Genomic DNA, 14,896 nt, shown 5'->3' on the forward strand with positions numbered 1-14,896 from the left:
ACCGTACTCTGGCAAAGACGGGTCTGGTACATGATGAAGGTCCGGACAAAGATGGGGGTGTAGGCCCTTATGTGCAGAGTGAGAGACAGGCACAGGGTCTGTATCTGAAATATGCAAAAAAACTGATCGAGCAGGGAGACGCTTATTATTGCTTCTGCGATAAAGAACGTCTGGAAAGTTTGAAGACAGAAGTAGCAGGAAAAGAGATCACCGTATACGACAAACACTGTCTGCATCTGTCCAAAGAAGAAATCGAGGCAAACCTGGCAGCAGGAAAACCATACGTTATTCGTATCAATATGCCGACCGAAGGAACCACAACTTTCCATGATGAGCTGTACGGAGATATTACAGTAGAAAATAACGAATTGGATGATATGATTCTGATCAAATCTGACGGATATCCGACCTACAACTTTGCAAATGTTATCGATGATCATCTGATGGGAATTACTCATGTAGTAAGAGGAAACGAATATCTGTCCTCTGCACCGAAGTACAACCGTCTGTATGAAGCATTTGGATGGGAGATCCCAAAATACATCCACTGCCCGCTGATCACAAACGAAGATCATCAGAAACTGTCCAAACGCTGCGGCCATTCTTCTTATGAAGATCTGCTGGATCAGGGATTCCTGACTGAAGCAATCGTAAACTTTGTGGCACTTCTTGGATGGAGTCCGTCTTCCGACAATGAGATCTTCTCTCTGGAAGAACTGGTAAAAGAATTCGATTACCACAGAATCAGCAAATCTCCTGCAGTTTTTGACATGGTAAAACTTCGCTGGATGAACGGCGAATACATGAAGAAGATGGAGGATGACAAATTCTATGAGATGGCTCTGCCGTATCTGAAAGAAGTGATCACAAGAGATCTGGACTTCCACAAGATCGCTGCTATGGTAAAAACAAGAATCGAAGTATTTCCGGATATCAAAGATCAGGTGGATTTCTTTGAAAAGGTACCGGAATATGAGACATCCATGTATGTGCATAAAAAGATGAAAACCAACGAAGAAACTTCTCTGCAGGTACTCAGGGAAGTACAGCCGTTACTGGAGGCACAGGAAGATTTCAGCAACGATGCACTGTTTGAGATGCTTTCCGCTTACGCAAAAGAGCATGGTTACAAAGTTGGTTATGTGATGTGGCCGATCCGTACCGCTCTTTCCGGAAAACAGATGACACCGGCAGGCGCCACAGAGATTCTGGAAGTACTCGGAAAAGAAGAGAGTCTTGTAAGAATCCAGGCGGCCATTGACAAACTGAACTAACTATGCAGCAGGTAGTATTCCGCGAGGTGTTTTGGCATGGTTCTGCCAGAATCCCTCACGGTTACAAGCTGACAAAAGCAGCAGAATAATTCCCATATGGAGGGAAAGAATGGAGTTTAACAGGGAACAGCAGCAGGCAATGGAACATAAAGATGGTCCGATGCTTGTACTTGCCGGACCGGGATCCGGCAAAACGGAAGTTATTATCCGCCGTACCCGTAAACTGATTCAGAATTATCAGGTCGCTCCTTCATCTATCCTGGTGGTCACCTTTACCAAGGCGGCTGCAGGACAGATGAGGGAGCGATTTTTACACCTGTGCGGAGTGGAAAAAAGTCAGGTGACTTTTGGTACATTCCATGGAATCTTTTACGGTATTCTCCGGCAGGCGTACGGTATCACATCGGCAAATATCGCCGGTGAAGAAATAAAATATCAGATTTTACGACAGATTTTACAGAATTCTTCCCTGCAGATGGAAGACGAAAATGACCTGCTGGAATCGCTGGCAAGAGAGATCAGCACGGTAAAAAACGGTCGGATCCCGTTGAGCCACTATTATTCGGCAAGCTGTCCGGATGAGCAGTTTCGGAAAATCTATGAGACATACGAAAAACGGCTGCACGGGAAACGATTGCTGGATTTTGATGATCTGCTGGTATACTGCTACCAATTATTTCAGAAACATCCGGATATTTTGCAGGCATGGCAGAAAAAGTTCCGGTATATCCTGATTGATGAGTTTCAGGATGTCAACCAGCTGCAATATGATATTGTCCGGCTTCTGGCACTTCCGGAGAATAATCTGTTTCTGGTAGGTGACGATGACCAGTCGATCTATCGGTTCCGTGGAGCCAGACCGGAGATCATGCTGCAGATTCCGAAGGATTTTCCACAATTGAAGCAGGTGATCCTGAAACAGAATTATCGCTGTACCGGAGAAATAGTAGAAAAATCCCAGAATGTGATCCGCTGGAATGATGCGAGATATGAAAAACAGCTGTTTACGGAAAATGATAAGGGAAAACCGCTCGAGATACGGACATTTGAAAATGAGAGCGAGGAGACGACTTGGTTGTTAAAGCAGATTCAGAAGGATCTGGCGGAAGGGTGTCCGCACAATGAGATTGCGATTCTATTCCGTACCAATCATAATTGCAGAATGACAGTGGAACGGCTGATGGAGTACAACATTCCGTTTACCATGAGGGATGTCCTGCCGAATCTGTATGAACACTGGCTGGCAAAAAATATGGTTGCTTATATGCGTCTGGCAATGGGCGGTCGGGAGAGAAAGGATTTTCTTGCCGTCATGAACCGTCCGAACCGATATCTGTCCAGGGAAGCATTTTATGAGAAAGAAGTGCCATTTGAGATTCTGTATCAGTTTTACGAGGGAAAAGAATGGATGTGTGACCGGATCGAGAAGTTCGAGCATGATCTGAAAATGATGAAAAATATGGCACCGTTTGCAGCTATCAATTATATCCGGTATGGGATCGGCTATGACGAGTTCCTGAAAGAATATGCACAGTACAGGAAGATCAAAGTGGAAGAACTGTATGATCTTCTGCGGGAGATCCAGGAGAGTGCAAAAGGGTATAAAACATTTCAGGAATGGTTTGATTCCATGGATGCGTACAAAGAAAAACTCAAAGAACAGTCGGAGAAAGTGCGCCGGCAGGAGGGAATCGTTGTATCGACCCTGCACAGTGCCAAGGGACTGGAATTTGAGAGGGTGTATATTCTGGATGTCAACGAGGGCTGTATGCCATATCAGAAAGCGATTCTGGATCCGGAGATCGAAGAAGAACGAAGAATGTTCTATGTCGGCATGACGAGAGCAAAGAAAGAACTGCATCTGTATGCAGTGGAGGAGAGGTTCGGAAAGAAGATGGAACCTTCCCGTTTTCTGGTGGAACTGGAAGAAGCACCGAAGCGTGGCAACGGAGGGCAGAAAAATGGAAAATAATGCAAATGAAGCACATGTTTTTTGGAAGTCCCCGGATCAGCAGACAGAAGTCTGGATGAAACAGGTCAGTGGAAAAACACCGGAAGAGAAGAAAGAACAGTCCCGGTCGGGATATCGTCTGTTAGCAGAAATGATAAAAACAAGATATGCGTATGATCTGGAGAAAGAGACCGATTCGGTAATGCGAACAGAGACGGGAAAACCATATCTGCGTCTGCATCCGGAACTTTTTTTCAATATCAGCCATTCGGGAGAATGGATCGCCTGTGTGCTGGGAAATGTCCCTGTGGGGATTGATATCCAGTATCACAGAGAAATAAAATTGGAACAGACAGCCAGAAAAATCTGTACACCGGATGAGTGGAAAACTTTTATGCAGGCGGGTACGGAGAAAGGAAAAAAGGATTTTCTGTTTCAGATCTGGACAAAAAAAGAAAGCTATCTGAAGTTTACCGGGGATGGGATCCGCAGGGAGTTGTGCGAGATTTCTTACGAGGAATGCAGCTTTTACCAGTTGACGATGCCGGATGAGTATTCCGGTATGATTTGCGTGGGGAAATAGTTCTATTTACAGTCTGTCCACATATAGTAAAGGTAAGAGGTGATGTACATGAAACGGGAGGAAGTTATCCGTCTGTTTCCGGAGCGTATCCGAAATATCTTACAGCAGGCGTACTGGAATCCACAGGGGTTACAGGAGATTCGTCTTCGGGCAGGGAAACCGTTGATCTTATGGCAGGACGGACAGGAATATTTTGTGGCAGAGCAGGGATTTCTGACGAGACATAGGGAACAGGCATGTATCGTATCACAGGAAGACATCCGAAGAACCATGGAGACGGTAGGAACATATTCCCTCTATGCTTATGAAGAGGAATTAAAACAGGGATTTTTGACGATACAGGGTGGGCATCGGGTTGGTGTGGCTGGAAAAGCGATCATGGAAGAGCAGAAGGTAAAAGGACTTTCCCAGATTTCCTGCATCAATATCCGGTTTGCACACCAGATTACCGGTTGTGCGGATATGGTGATTCCGTATGTGACGGAAGATGGAAAACTGTGTCATACACTCATTATTTCCCCACCGGGCTGTGGGAAAACAACATTGCTGCGGGATCTGGTACGACAGATTTCTGATGGCTGGGAGACCTTCCCGGGCAATACGGTAGGCGTGGTGGATGAACGGTCAGAGATTGGTGGCAGTTATCAGGGAATTCCGCAAAACGATGTGGGAATCCGTACCGATGTGCTGGACTGTTGCAGCAAGGCGGAAGGGATGGTCATGCTGCTTCGCTCAATGGCTCCGCAGGTGATCGCCGTGGATGAGATCGGCAATTATGAAGATATCCGTGCCATCGAGATGACACTAAACAGCGGATGCAAACTTCTGGCAACGGTTCACGGAAGTTCGATCGATGAGATCCGGAAAAAACCGCTGCTGGAACGACTGATAAAAGAACATGTTTTTGAACGCTATATCATCCTGCAAAAAGAAACGGCAGGAAAGATTGGAAAAGTCCGGGAAATCTATGATGAACGGGGAACCTGCCTGTACCAGAGGCAGAGATCTGTGTGTTAAAGGTCAGCGGTGCTCTGCTGGTATTTTTCGCCGGCTGGGGCATGGGAAACTGGAGGAGCAGACAGTATCAGCAGCGGATCAAAGACTTGCAGATATTACAGTTGATCATCAGCTGCCTGATCGGTGAAATTTCCTATGCGAGAAATACACTGCCGGAAGCATTTTCCAGGATCAGCGAGAAAGTGGCGTCCCCCTTTCGGGAATATCTGCAATCTGTTGCGAAACGGCTGAAAGAGCAGACCGGCGAAACCTTTGTACGGATCCTGAAAGAGCAGGAGCAGACGGTGCGGGAAAAAACCAGTCTCCGGGAAGAAGACTGGGACCTGTTTTTACAGACCCTCGGGCATCTTGGATATCTGGATGCAAAGATGCAGATACAGCTTCTTGAGAGCGGAAGGACAGAACTTGCAATGCGGGAAGAAAAACTGCGGCATCAGCTGCCGGAACAGAAAAGAGTGTGGCAAAGCCTCGGGATCCTGGGGGGAGCCTTTCTGGTGGTGATCCTTATCTGAGACGGGAGGCGGTTGTGGAAGTCGGGATTATATTTAAAATCGGTGCAGTGGGGATTCTGGTATCCGTCCTGAGCCTTGTGTTAAAACACAGCGGGCGGGAAGATCAGGCATTTTTAACCAGTCTTGCCGGGCTTGTGCTGGTATTGTTTTGGGTACTCCCTTATATTTATGATCTTTTTGAAACCGTAAAAAAATTATTTGCCCTGTAGGCAGGCGGGGAGGATGGCGATATGGAAATTATCCGGATCGGTGCGGCGGGTATCGCCTGTGTACTGGCTGCGATCTTTATGAAAACAGCAAAGCCGGAATACTCGGTTTATCTGACAATGGCGGCCGGACTCTTTATTCTGGCATTTGCGGTGGGAAAGTTCAGTTATCTGTATGAATCCCTGAAAAAAATACAACAATATGTACCTGTAGATACTACATATATGAATATCCTTATGAAAATGATCGGTATCACCTATATCGGTCAGTTCTCGGCAGGAATCTGTAAGGATGCGGGCTATTCCGCAGTAGCGGGACAGATCGAGATCTACGAACGCCTGGCAGTACTGGCGATCAGTATGCCGATTCTTACCGCACTGCTGGAGACGATCCATGGGTTTCTGGGATAGGAAAAAGAGTGGGAAAATACTGAAAATGGCAGTCTTCAGTCTGTTCCTGCTCTTTTTTTGTACCCGGACCTGTGTGTATGCTGCAGAAAATCAGGACTTTTCACGAGAGGAAGAAGCACTGGGAGAACTGGATCTGAAAGAGGTGGAGATGGCGGTGGATCAGCTCCTGGAAGAAAAGCAGAGTATGCGAGGGATGATCCGGGACATCCTGAAAAGCGGACAGGCATTTTCCGCCGAGCAATGGAAAGCAGTGATCCAACGGGGCGTGTGGGATGCCATGGGAATCCAAAAAGAAACCTGTGTGCACATTCTGGTGCTGGTGCTTCTGTCAGCAGTGTTCTGTCATCTGTCAGGTGTTTTTCAGAACAATCAGATCGGAGATATTTCTTTTTATATGATCTATCTGTTGTTATTTTTACTGCTTCTGCAGGCATTTGATGAGATGACCGGTCAGATGGAAAGACTGCTTGAGGGTGTGGCGGTATTTATGAAAGCACTGCTTCCGGCGTATTATATTGCGCTGACCGGGGCATGCGGTGTGGCAACTGCGACAGCATTTTACCAGATGATTCTGATTCTGATTTTTCTCACAGAGAAGATCCTGTTACTTTTTCTTCTTCCGGCGATCCGGATGTATCTGGTGCTGGAACTGATCAATTTCCTTACAAAAGAAGAATTCTTATCAAAAATGACCGAACTTTTAAAGAACGGAATCCTCTGGGCATTGAAATCCATGATCGGCGTGATCGTGGGAATCCAGCTGATCCAGCGTATGATCTCACCGGCTGTTGATACCTTGAAGCGATCAGTGATCGGCAGGACAGCCGGAGCGATTCCCGGAGTGGGTAACCTGTTTTCCGGGGTTACGGAAGTAGTACTCGGATCGGCAGTGCTGATTAAAAACTGTCTTGGTGTAGCGGCGATCGTGATCCTTCTGCTGGCGGGTGCAGCGCCTCTTTGCCGAATGGGAATCAGCGCACTTGCCTATCAGCTTCTGGCTGCTGTGGTGCAGCCGGTGACGGACAAGCGGATGGTAGGGTGCATCCACACGATGGGAGAGAGTCTTGGGCTGCTGGTGAGGCTTCTGCTGACCATGGAGATTCTGTTTTTGCTGACCATAGCGATTCTGGCAGGTTCCCTGCAATAAAAAGGGAATTACAAAAAGACGGAGGGAGGAAGAACATTGGAATGGCTTGCCCGTTGGGTGCGCAATCTGGCGTTTTATTTTATTTTCCTTTCAGTACTGATGAACGTGATCCCACAGGGAGAAGAACGAAAATATATCCGCTTTTTTATGGGACTTTTGCTGATATTGGTATTGATCCAACCGTTATTGACCGTCGGACAACTGGAACAGATACTCTCCTGGGAGACACTTTCGGAAGGAATCCGGCAGGAATATGAGGACTTTTCAATGGAGAAAAAATACCTGGAACAGGAAGGAAAGGATTATGTACAGAAAAACTGCCAGAAAGAGATGGAAAGACAGATAAAAACACTGCTGGAGCAGCTGTCTTACGAGAGCACTGAAGTAAGGGTGGACTTTTTTAACGGGGAGGAACTGGATGTGAAAGAGATCCGTTGTGTGATCCGGCGTGCGGACGGGAATCCCCCCGGAGAAGGTGAGCCTGACCAGGTAAAAAGAAAACTTGCACAAGTCTATAATCTTCCGGAAGGGAATATAAATATAAAGATACAGGAGTAGACTATGAAGGAGAGAGTGTTTGCAGCAGTCAGGGAGATGAAACGGGAGCAGTGGCTGATCTGTGGGCTGGCAGGTCTTTTACTTCTTGTGATTGCCGCTCCTGTAAAACAAAAGGAGCAAAAAAAGACACAGGAAAAGACAACAGTTTCGCAGACACAGGAGCAGACCGACGATCAGATCCGGCAGTCTTATGAAAAACAGCTGGAGAGCGTACTGTCGCAGGTAGAAGGTGTGGGTGCAGTACAGGTGGCGGTGGCGATGGAATCTACCGGGAAGAAACAGGTGGAAAAAGACAGTCCGGAGGATACCAGTACTTCCAGTGAAAAAGGAGATTCCGGGACGCAGCGGAGCAGTCAGACGGTAACCACGGGGGAAACTACAGTATACGAGGATACCGGAGACGGGGGACAGACACCCTATATATCCTCAAGTACCTATCCGGAGATCCGCGGCGTGATCGTCGTGGCACAGGGAGGCGGAAACCCGGTGATCGTACAACAGATCCAGGAGGCGGTGATAGCATTGTTTCACGTCGAAGCCCACGAAATCAAAGTGTTAAAAATGAAATGAGACCCGTCAAAATGAATAAAAAGGAGAGCAGCAGTGAAAAAAATATTTAAAAAGAATCAGATCATTATCACGGCTCTGGCAGTAATGATTGCTGCAGCAGGCTATATCAGCTATTCCGATGCACAATTAAAAGGGAAAAAAGATAAGACTGCAAAGACCGAGACCTCCAGTGAGACGGAAACTTCGGTCAATATGGATCAGGTTCTGCAGGATATGGAAAATCTGGATCTTGATGTTACGGATGAGACCGGTGCGGCGACTGCCGGCGATGGTACAGATGCCACGGCTTCCGGTGAAGAATCATCCGGCACAGAATCACAGCCCCAGGAGACACCGGGGGAGGCTGTTCTGACAGGTGCTTCTACATATATGGCCCAGGCGCGTATCGAACGGGAACAGATTCGCTCCCAGAATAAAGAATCTCTGTTATCGATCATCAACAACGAAGCCCTTTCCGAGACAGAAAAAGAAAGTGCAATCGCCAGTATGGTAAATATGACTGATCTTGTGGAGAAAGAAGCTGCGGCAGAACTGCTTCTCGAAGCGAAAGGATTTCCTGATGTGGTTGTGAATCTGACCGGAGAGACAGCAGACATTGTAGTACCGGATACCAAGGTGGACGATGCCAGCAGAGCGCAGATCGAGGATATCGTAAAACGGAAAACCGGTATTGCGGCAGAAAATATTGTGATCACGCCGATGAGCAGCCAGACGGAAGACGGAACACAGGAAAATCAGTAAAAGGATCTGCTTGTAAATTAAAATAAAGGGTGCTACGATGGATAGAGAATACAAAAAACGGTGATGTATACAAATGAATGAACAACAACATCTGGAAGAAGTAATCGGACGTTTTCTGCAAAATACCCGGGAAAACGAAGAAATATCAAAAGAGGAAGCAATCTATCTGAAACGCAGGATCCGTCCCGCTATGGAATATCTGATCGTACAGGAAAATATCGATGGAATGAAAAAAATGGCAGACAGGGGATGGTTTGGAGAGCAGGAACTGAACGGTTTTCTGAGCAGGGCGGGAGAACTGAAAAAATGGGATGCCTTCCGTGTATTGCTGGCGTGGAAGAACCATATTTCAACAAAAGAAAAATCTCCGAATACAGCGACGAAACAGGAGCTGATCACCGGCCTGATGAAACACTGCAAAAATGAGTTATGCTGGCGGTATCCGGAGCTTGGCAGGGCGCTGCTGGAGCTCCGGGTGCAGCCGGATGAGCAGGTAACCGCTATGAGGACAGACGGGGAGAGCCTGTATGTGAATCCGGAGTATCTGATTCACGGTTTCGGAGAGAATCCGGAGAACGTATATGAAGAATATCTCCGGTTGATTCGTCAGTGCATCGAGATGCCGGAAAGTTTCGGAAAAGAGACAGAGAAACAGAAAGCAATCTGTAAAAAATGGAAAGAGATCGCAAAAGAACTTGCGATTACCTATGGCGCAGGAGGAAAACGAAGAGGCGAGAATCGTGGTGGTCAGAAAGAAGAACTTTCCGAAATTGAGAAAGGAAAATATGACTACCGACGGTTTTTACGCCGTTTTACTGTTACAAGAGAGGAGATGAAACTGGATCAGGATGCCTTTGACCCGGTTGCTTATTATTATGGGATGGAACGGTATGGAAATCTTCCCATGATAGAGCCTCTCGAAACCCGGGAGGGGAACCGGCTGGAGGAACTGGTAATTGCCATAGATACCTCCGGATCCTGTAAAAAAGAAATGGTAGCCCGTTTCCTTGGAGAGACCAGAAGGATTCTGGAGGAAAAGGAAAATTTTTTCGAGAACTGGAAAGTATGCCTGATCCAGTGTGACAGTTTTATTCAGGAAAAAGTGATGATCCATTCCGCAAAAGAATGGGAAGCGTACCGGGAACAGCTGGTGATCCACGGAAGAGGAGGAACCGATTTTCGCCCGGTGTTCGAGGAAGTAGAACGGATGCGGGAGAAAAGAGAATTCAGCGACCTGAAAGCACTGATTTATTTCACCGACGGTGACGGGATCTATCCGGAGAAGAAGCCGGATTATGAGACGGCATTTGTATTTGTAAAAAAGAGTGAGAAGATGGACCGGGTACCGGGATGGGCAAAAAAACTGCTGGTGACAGAACAATAATACAGGGGAAAGAGAAAACGGATGAATATCAAAGAAGCAAAAGAAACGATACAATATACGCTGCAGGCGTATTTTCAGAAAGATGAAAGCGGGTATCCACTGGTTCCGTTGCGTCAGCAAAGGCCGATTCTGCTGATCGGACCTCCGGGAATCGGAAAGACAGCAATCATGGAACAGATCGCCGGAGAATGTGGGGCAGGGCTGGTAGCATATACGATGACCCATCATACAAGACAGAGCGCCATGGGACTTCCGAAGATCGTGGAGCGTACATTTGGTGATGCACAGGTCAGCGTGACGGAATATACGATGAGTGAGATCATCGCTTCTATTTATGCCTGCATGGAGAAAACCGGGAAAAAGAGAGGAATTTTATTTCTGGATGAGATCAACTGTGTCTCAGAGACACTTGCTCCGGTGATGCTGCAGCTTCTCCAGGACAAAACGTTTGGAAACCAGAAGCTTCCACCGGACTGGCTCATCGTAGCAGCGGGCAACCCGCCGGAATACAACAAATCTGTGCGCGAATTTGACATCGCGACGCTGGACCGTGTCCGAAAGATCGTGCTGGAGCCGGATCTCGATGTCTGGATGGAATATGCATTGTTCCATCAGGTACACGGCAGTATCCGGTCGTATCTGGAAGCACACAGAGACCGCTTCTATCGGATCCGCCAGGAGGACGGAAAAAAACAGTTTGTGACGGCACGGGGATGGGAAGATCTGTCAGCAGTGCTGAAAAGTTATGAAAAAATGGGATTTCCGGCAGAAAAAATGCTGGTGGAGCAGTATCTTCAGGAAGAAAAGACAGCAGCCGAATTTTTTTCGTATTATCAGATTTATCAGAAGTACGGACAGGATTACCGGATCAGACAGGTTCTGGACGGAAGCCTTTCGGATGCGGAACGGGAGACGATCACCCGGATGGCACAGGAGGGAACACCACAGGAGCGCAGTATGGTACTGGCCTTTCTGCTGGCTGTGCTGGATCATAACATCGAACAGTATTTCAGGGAAAGGAAGATACAGAAAGTGCTGACAGAAAGTTGCAGACAGCTCGGTATTTTCCGGGAGAATGATGCAGAAAAGACATTCGGAGACTGGATCGAGAGCAGAGAAAAAAGTTTGCAGATCCGCACAGAACGGGAACTGATCCGAAGAGAAGAGAGGCAGACCGAAGAGGCGGTGTTGAAGATACTGTGGAAGATTGACCAGCAGGCAAAAGCAGACCATGAGAGCGGGCAGGAAGCACTGAACCGACGACTGGAACAGGTCTGTGAGGAAGAAACAAAGCGGTGTGACGAACAGCAGGAGCGCATCTCGCAGAATCTGGAACGGGGATTTGCATTTCTGGAAGAAAGTTATGGTACAGGGGCAGAGCTGACGTTATTCGCAGCGAATCTTACAAGGAATGACCGGATCCGAAAGTTCCTCGGAAGCTATGGCTGTCCTGCCTATACCGAATATGAACAACAGCTGATTGGCGGAGAAGAAGTGCTGAAAAACAGATGCAGGGATATGGAAGAAAGGTCAAAGAACGGGAATTGACAGAAAGATTGCAGGACGTATAATGAGTAATAGAGCGTGTAACTGTTCCATAGGTAGTCATTGTGAAGGTACTGAACGGTTACTAAAATTTTTAAATGCAGAATAAAGAATGTGCCTTGTCAGGTACAAGTAAGACAACAGAGAAAGAGTCAGGAGGACACAACACTATGATTTGCAAAAAGATTGATATCAGCGTAGACAGTTATCAGGAAACCGCAGCATTATATACCTATTTTCTGGACAACTCTCCGGAGATGATTCCGGACAGAAAACGTCCGCTCGTTCTGATCTGCCCGGGCGGCGGCTATGAGATGACATCCGACCGGGAGGCAGAACCGGTGGCGATTCAGTATATCGCAAAGGGATATCAGGCGGCGATCCTTCGTTACAGCGTGAAACCGGCAAAATATCCGCTGGCACTTTTGCAGCTGGCGAAAGCAGTGGCACATCTGAGAGAATATGCGGACGAATACCATATTGATACGGAAAAAATAGTGGTACAGGGATTTTCCGCCGGCGGTCATCTGGCATGCAGCCTTGGAGTTTTCTGGAAGAAACCGTTTCTTTCCGAAACACTTGGCGTGTCCGCAGAACAGATCCGGCCAAACGGAATGATTCTGTGCTATCCGGTTATCACTTCCGGGGAATATGCCCACAGAGGTTCTTTTGAAGCATTGCTTGGAGAAGATGCTTACGATCCGGAAAAACGGAAAGAACAGTCGTTGGAACTTCAGGTGACAAAGGATACCCCTCCGACTTTCTTATGGCATACAGAACCGGACGACTGTGTTCCGGTGGAAAATTCGCTGTTCTTCTTTGAAGCATTACATAAAAATAAGATACCGGTGGAAATGCATATCTACCCGGCAGGCGGTCATGGTCTGAGTCTCGCAAACGAAGAAACAAAACGCCAGGACGGCAGCGGCATCCAACCAGAGTGCCAGAGCTGGATGGAACTGGCTTGCGGATGGATGTCACGGTTGTAAAAAGCGGGAGTAATTGTGCAGTGAAATTAAAGAATGTATTGATCGTTGTAAAAGATATAGAAAAAGCAAAAAAATTTTATCACGATCTGTTCGGTCTGGACGTAGTGCTGGATCAGGAAGGAAACGTGATTTTGACCGAGGGACTGGTGCTTCAGGATGAAGCAATATGGAAAAAATATCTTGGTAAAGAGGTTGTTCCGAAAAATAATTCCTGTGAGTTGTATTTTGAAGAAAAAGAGATAGAAGATTTTGCTGAGAAATTGGAAAAACAATATCCGGAAATCTGTTATGTCAATCGGTTGATAACACACAGCTGGGGACAGAAAGTGATCCGTTTTTATGACCTGGATGGCAACCTGATCGAGGTTGGAACACCGGTGTGTGTACTATAGTATGGAATCTGCAAGAAAAAGAAGAGTAGAAAACTGGGCTGTTACAGAAAATAAAGAATTCTGTGACAGCCCAGTTTTTCTGTTGATATAGATATCAATACCTGTTATAATATATAAAACACATTATAGTATTTTATATACACATCTGATATACATATTCTGAAAATATTCCACAACCTAAAAATTAGAAAAAAGCATTTGTATAAAATTAGTAAAGGGAGCGATATATGGATAAAAAAGAAAAACATAGAAGAAATGCAAAATATGGATGGTATCGCTATGATTCAAGATTTGCACTTCCGGTATATGATAGGAGTGGAGAAATTGAAAGACATAATATATTTCATGCATCATTGTTAATCAGACGTGCATCAGATGGGAGAATGTATCTGTATGATATAATTGACATAAAAAAAGAAACGAGCAACTCCTTCAGTTTATAAACACTTACCGGACAAAAAACCTATTTCTTATGTATTAATAGTAAAAGTATTTTGAAGGTTCGTCAAGTCCTTTTGAAAATAAATTTATAGATATTTTATGTAAAAGGTAAGAGTTCATAATAATAACTGAATGAAAAAGCGCTGTACAGTATAAATGTTTTCGCTTACAATAAAAATATCGGACGAAGGACGGAGAAGAAAGGATGAAGCGATTATGAAAATAAAAATTGTGAAAAAGACAGATGAATATTCCAGTGAATATCAGATCGGTGATATTTTTGAGGTTGAGGGCACCTGGTACGGAGGAGTGCACATTACAGGGAAAACAGGAATTCCGGTTTCTCTGGATAGAGAGGAATATGAAGAAATCACAGATATGACTCCGGAAGAATATCAGGCAGCAGCCGTTTACTGGGTGGAAAAAGATAAAGAAAGCAAACACATGGAACCGGAACAGCTGAAACAGGAGGCAGACGCCTTTTTACGTGCACACAATACCTGTGCCCTGGCAACCGGTGGGGACGGAGTGATCCGGTGTACACCATTGGAATACAGCTGGCACGACGGTGCTGTCTGGATCTTCTCAGAGGGCGGAAAGAAATTTGCGGGACTTGAGAAAAATAAGAAAGTAAGTCTTGCTGTCTATGAAACATATAGCGGATTTGGCAGTCTGAACAGCATCCAGATTACGGGTACAGCTGCGATTGTGCCTCCATTTTCAGAAGAATATCTACAGGCGGCTGAATTCCGCAAAATCCCTGTAGAAGCACTGAAAAAACTGGAGCATCCGATGCACCTGATCAAAATCGTTCCGGAGGAGATGGAACTTCTGAATTCTGATTTCAAGAAACAGGGATATGGAAGCCGACAGAAGTTAAGGTTTACGAAGACGGTATAAAAAATCTGGAAAATTCGATAAGAAAGGTCAGAATAAAAGGTAAAAATGAAGATTAGAAAAGCGAAAGAGGAAGATTTGTCAAGAATCGCAGAAATATTTATCTGCAATAATAGAATCAACTATTTTCCAATATTCAAAGATGAGAGCTACTCATTCGGTGAGCTGCAGGTTGTTCCCTTTATAGATAATTACCTGAAAAAAGACGAGGTCTTCAAAAATCTCTATATATATGATGACGGACTGATCCGTGGCTTTATCCAGATGAACGGAACAGA

At 45.9% G+C, this 14,896-nt stretch carries 17 protein-coding genes and 1 pseudogene; all 18 read left to right on the forward strand.

Annotated elements, in window-relative coordinates:
- Positions 1 to 1,274: glutamate--tRNA ligase (gltX, locus tag MSA64_RS08405; protein WP_287891308.1), on the forward strand; the 1,274-nt coding region annotated here is incomplete at its 5' end.
- Positions 1,275 to 1,383: 109 nt separating this feature from the next.
- Positions 1,384 to 3,246, forward strand: coding sequence for an ATP-dependent helicase (locus MSA64_RS08410; RefSeq protein WP_287891309.1), 1,863 nt, complete (start codon positions 1,384 to 1,386; stop codon positions 3,244 to 3,246).
- Positions 3,236 to 3,808 carry a 4'-phosphopantetheinyl transferase family protein gene (locus MSA64_RS08415; RefSeq protein WP_287891311.1) on the forward strand — a complete coding sequence of 191 codons (573 nt, stop codon included), beginning with the start codon at positions 3,236 to 3,238 and terminating at the stop codon, positions 3,806 to 3,808. The genes MSA64_RS08410 and MSA64_RS08415 overlap by 11 nt, the downstream gene beginning before the upstream one ends.
- 48 nt (positions 3,809 to 3,856) lie before the next feature.
- On the forward strand, positions 3,857 to 4,825 hold the full coding sequence (spoIIIAA, locus tag MSA64_RS08420) for a stage III sporulation protein AA (protein WP_287891312.1): 969 nt from the start codon (positions 3,857 to 3,859) through the stop codon (positions 4,823 to 4,825).
- Positions 4,819 to 5,337 carry a stage III sporulation protein AB gene (locus MSA64_RS08425; RefSeq protein ID WP_154431908.1) on the forward strand — a complete coding sequence of 173 codons (519 nt, stop codon included), beginning with the start codon at positions 4,819 to 4,821 and terminating at the stop codon, positions 5,335 to 5,337. The genes spoIIIAA and MSA64_RS08425 overlap by 7 nt, the downstream gene beginning before the upstream one ends.
- A 14-nt stretch (positions 5,338 to 5,351) precedes the next feature.
- Positions 5,352 to 5,546 (forward strand): stage III sporulation protein AC, encoded by a 195-nt coding sequence (gene spoIIIAC, locus MSA64_RS08430; protein ID WP_022173058.1) that lies wholly within the window; start codon positions 5,352 to 5,354, stop codon positions 5,544 to 5,546.
- Positions 5,547 to 5,567: 21 nt separating this feature from the next.
- Positions 5,568 to 5,954 (forward strand): SpoIIIAC/SpoIIIAD family protein, encoded by a 387-nt coding sequence (locus MSA64_RS08435; protein WP_106492274.1) that lies wholly within the window; start codon positions 5,568 to 5,570, stop codon positions 5,952 to 5,954.
- Positions 5,938 to 7,101: a stage III sporulation protein AE gene (locus MSA64_RS08440; RefSeq protein WP_287891316.1), complete on the forward strand. Its 1,164-nt coding sequence runs from the start codon at positions 5,938 to 5,940 to the stop codon at positions 7,099 to 7,101. Before MSA64_RS08435 ends, MSA64_RS08440 begins: the two co-directional genes overlap by 17 nt.
- 36 nt (positions 7,102 to 7,137) lie before the next feature.
- On the forward strand, positions 7,138 to 7,659 hold the full coding sequence (locus tag MSA64_RS08445) for a stage III sporulation protein AF (RefSeq protein WP_022173055.1): 522 nt from the start codon (positions 7,138 to 7,140) through the stop codon (positions 7,657 to 7,659).
- A 3-nt stretch (positions 7,660 to 7,662) separates the two neighbouring features.
- On the forward strand, positions 7,663 to 8,229 hold the full coding sequence (locus MSA64_RS08450; RefSeq protein WP_022173054.1) for a hypothetical protein: 567 nt from the start codon (positions 7,663 to 7,665) through the stop codon (positions 8,227 to 8,229).
- 33 nt (positions 8,230 to 8,262) lie between these two features.
- Positions 8,263 to 8,970 (forward strand): SpoIIIAH-like family protein, encoded by a 708-nt coding sequence (locus MSA64_RS08455; protein WP_118574242.1) that lies wholly within the window; start codon positions 8,263 to 8,265, stop codon positions 8,968 to 8,970.
- A gap of 73 nt (positions 8,971 to 9,043) precedes the next feature.
- Positions 9,044 to 10,354 carry a vWA domain-containing protein gene (locus tag MSA64_RS08460; protein WP_287891319.1) on the forward strand — a complete coding sequence of 437 codons (1,311 nt, stop codon included), beginning with the start codon at positions 9,044 to 9,046 and terminating at the stop codon, positions 10,352 to 10,354.
- Between the two features lie 21 nt (positions 10,355 to 10,375).
- Complete coding sequence (locus MSA64_RS08465; protein ID WP_287891320.1) at positions 10,376 to 11,902, forward strand: ATP-binding protein; 1,527 nt, start codon at positions 10,376 to 10,378, stop codon at positions 11,900 to 11,902.
- A 167-nt stretch (positions 11,903 to 12,069) separates the two neighbouring features.
- The gene (locus MSA64_RS08470; RefSeq protein WP_118568017.1) at positions 12,070 to 12,888 is read left to right on the forward strand and encodes an alpha/beta hydrolase; all 819 of its coding nucleotides are present in this window, start codon (positions 12,070 to 12,072) and stop codon (positions 12,886 to 12,888) included.
- Positions 12,889 to 12,908: 20 nt separating this feature from the next.
- Complete coding sequence (locus MSA64_RS08475) at positions 12,909 to 13,280, forward strand: VOC family protein (protein ID WP_287891322.1); 372 nt, start codon at positions 12,909 to 12,911, stop codon at positions 13,278 to 13,280.
- Positions 13,281 to 13,507: 227 nt separating this feature from the next.
- Positions 13,508 to 13,723, forward strand: a complete 216-nt coding sequence (locus tag MSA64_RS08480; protein ID WP_235904433.1) for a hypothetical protein — start codon at positions 13,508 to 13,510, stop codon at positions 13,721 to 13,723.
- Between the two features lie 214 nt (positions 13,724 to 13,937).
- Positions 13,938 to 14,621: a pyridoxamine 5'-phosphate oxidase family protein gene (locus MSA64_RS08485; RefSeq protein WP_268878800.1), complete on the forward strand. Its 684-nt coding sequence runs from the start codon at positions 13,938 to 13,940 to the stop codon at positions 14,619 to 14,621.
- A 45-nt stretch (positions 14,622 to 14,666) separates the two neighbouring features.
- A pseudogene (locus tag MSA64_RS08490) lies at positions 14,667 to 14,896 on the forward strand (GNAT family N-acetyltransferase); the annotation flags it as partial.

The sequence above is a fragment of the Oliverpabstia sp. genome (assembly GCF_022785585.1).
In the GTDB taxonomy this organism is placed as follows: Bacteria; Bacillota; Clostridia; order Lachnospirales; family Lachnospiraceae; genus Oliverpabstia; species Oliverpabstia intestinalis.

Excerpts from the sequence above, each read along its gene's own strand:
- MSA64_RS08410 (WP_287891309.1), top strand. The coding sequence starts at position 1,384 with ATGGAGTTTAACAGGGAACAGCAGCAGGCAATGGAACATAAAGATGGT.
- MSA64_RS08415 (WP_287891311.1), top strand. The coding sequence starts at position 3,236 with ATGGAAAATAATGCAAATGAAGCACATGTTTTTTGGAAGTCCCCGGAT.
- spoIIIAA (WP_287891312.1), top strand. The coding sequence starts at position 3,857 with ATGAAACGGGAGGAAGTTATCCGTCTGTTTCCGGAGCGTATCCGAAAT.
- MSA64_RS08435 (WP_106492274.1), top strand. The coding sequence starts at position 5,568 with ATGGAAATTATCCGGATCGGTGCGGCGGGTATCGCCTGTGTACTGGCT.
- MSA64_RS08440 (WP_287891316.1), top strand. The coding sequence starts at position 5,938 with ATGGGTTTCTGGGATAGGAAAAAGAGTGGGAAAATACTGAAAATGGCA.
- MSA64_RS08450 (WP_022173054.1), top strand. The coding sequence starts at position 7,663 with ATGAAGGAGAGAGTGTTTGCAGCAGTCAGGGAGATGAAACGGGAGCAG.
- MSA64_RS08460 (WP_287891319.1), top strand. The coding sequence starts at position 9,044 with ATGAATGAACAACAACATCTGGAAGAAGTAATCGGACGTTTTCTGCAA.
- MSA64_RS08465 (WP_287891320.1), top strand. The coding sequence starts at position 10,376 with ATGAATATCAAAGAAGCAAAAGAAACGATACAATATACGCTGCAGGCG.
- MSA64_RS08470 (WP_118568017.1), top strand. The coding sequence starts at position 12,070 with ATGATTTGCAAAAAGATTGATATCAGCGTAGACAGTTATCAGGAAACC.
- MSA64_RS08480 (WP_235904433.1), top strand. The coding sequence starts at position 13,508 with ATGGATAAAAAAGAAAAACATAGAAGAAATGCAAAATATGGATGGTAT.
- MSA64_RS08485 (WP_268878800.1), top strand. The coding sequence starts at position 13,938 with ATGAAAATAAAAATTGTGAAAAAGACAGATGAATATTCCAGTGAATAT.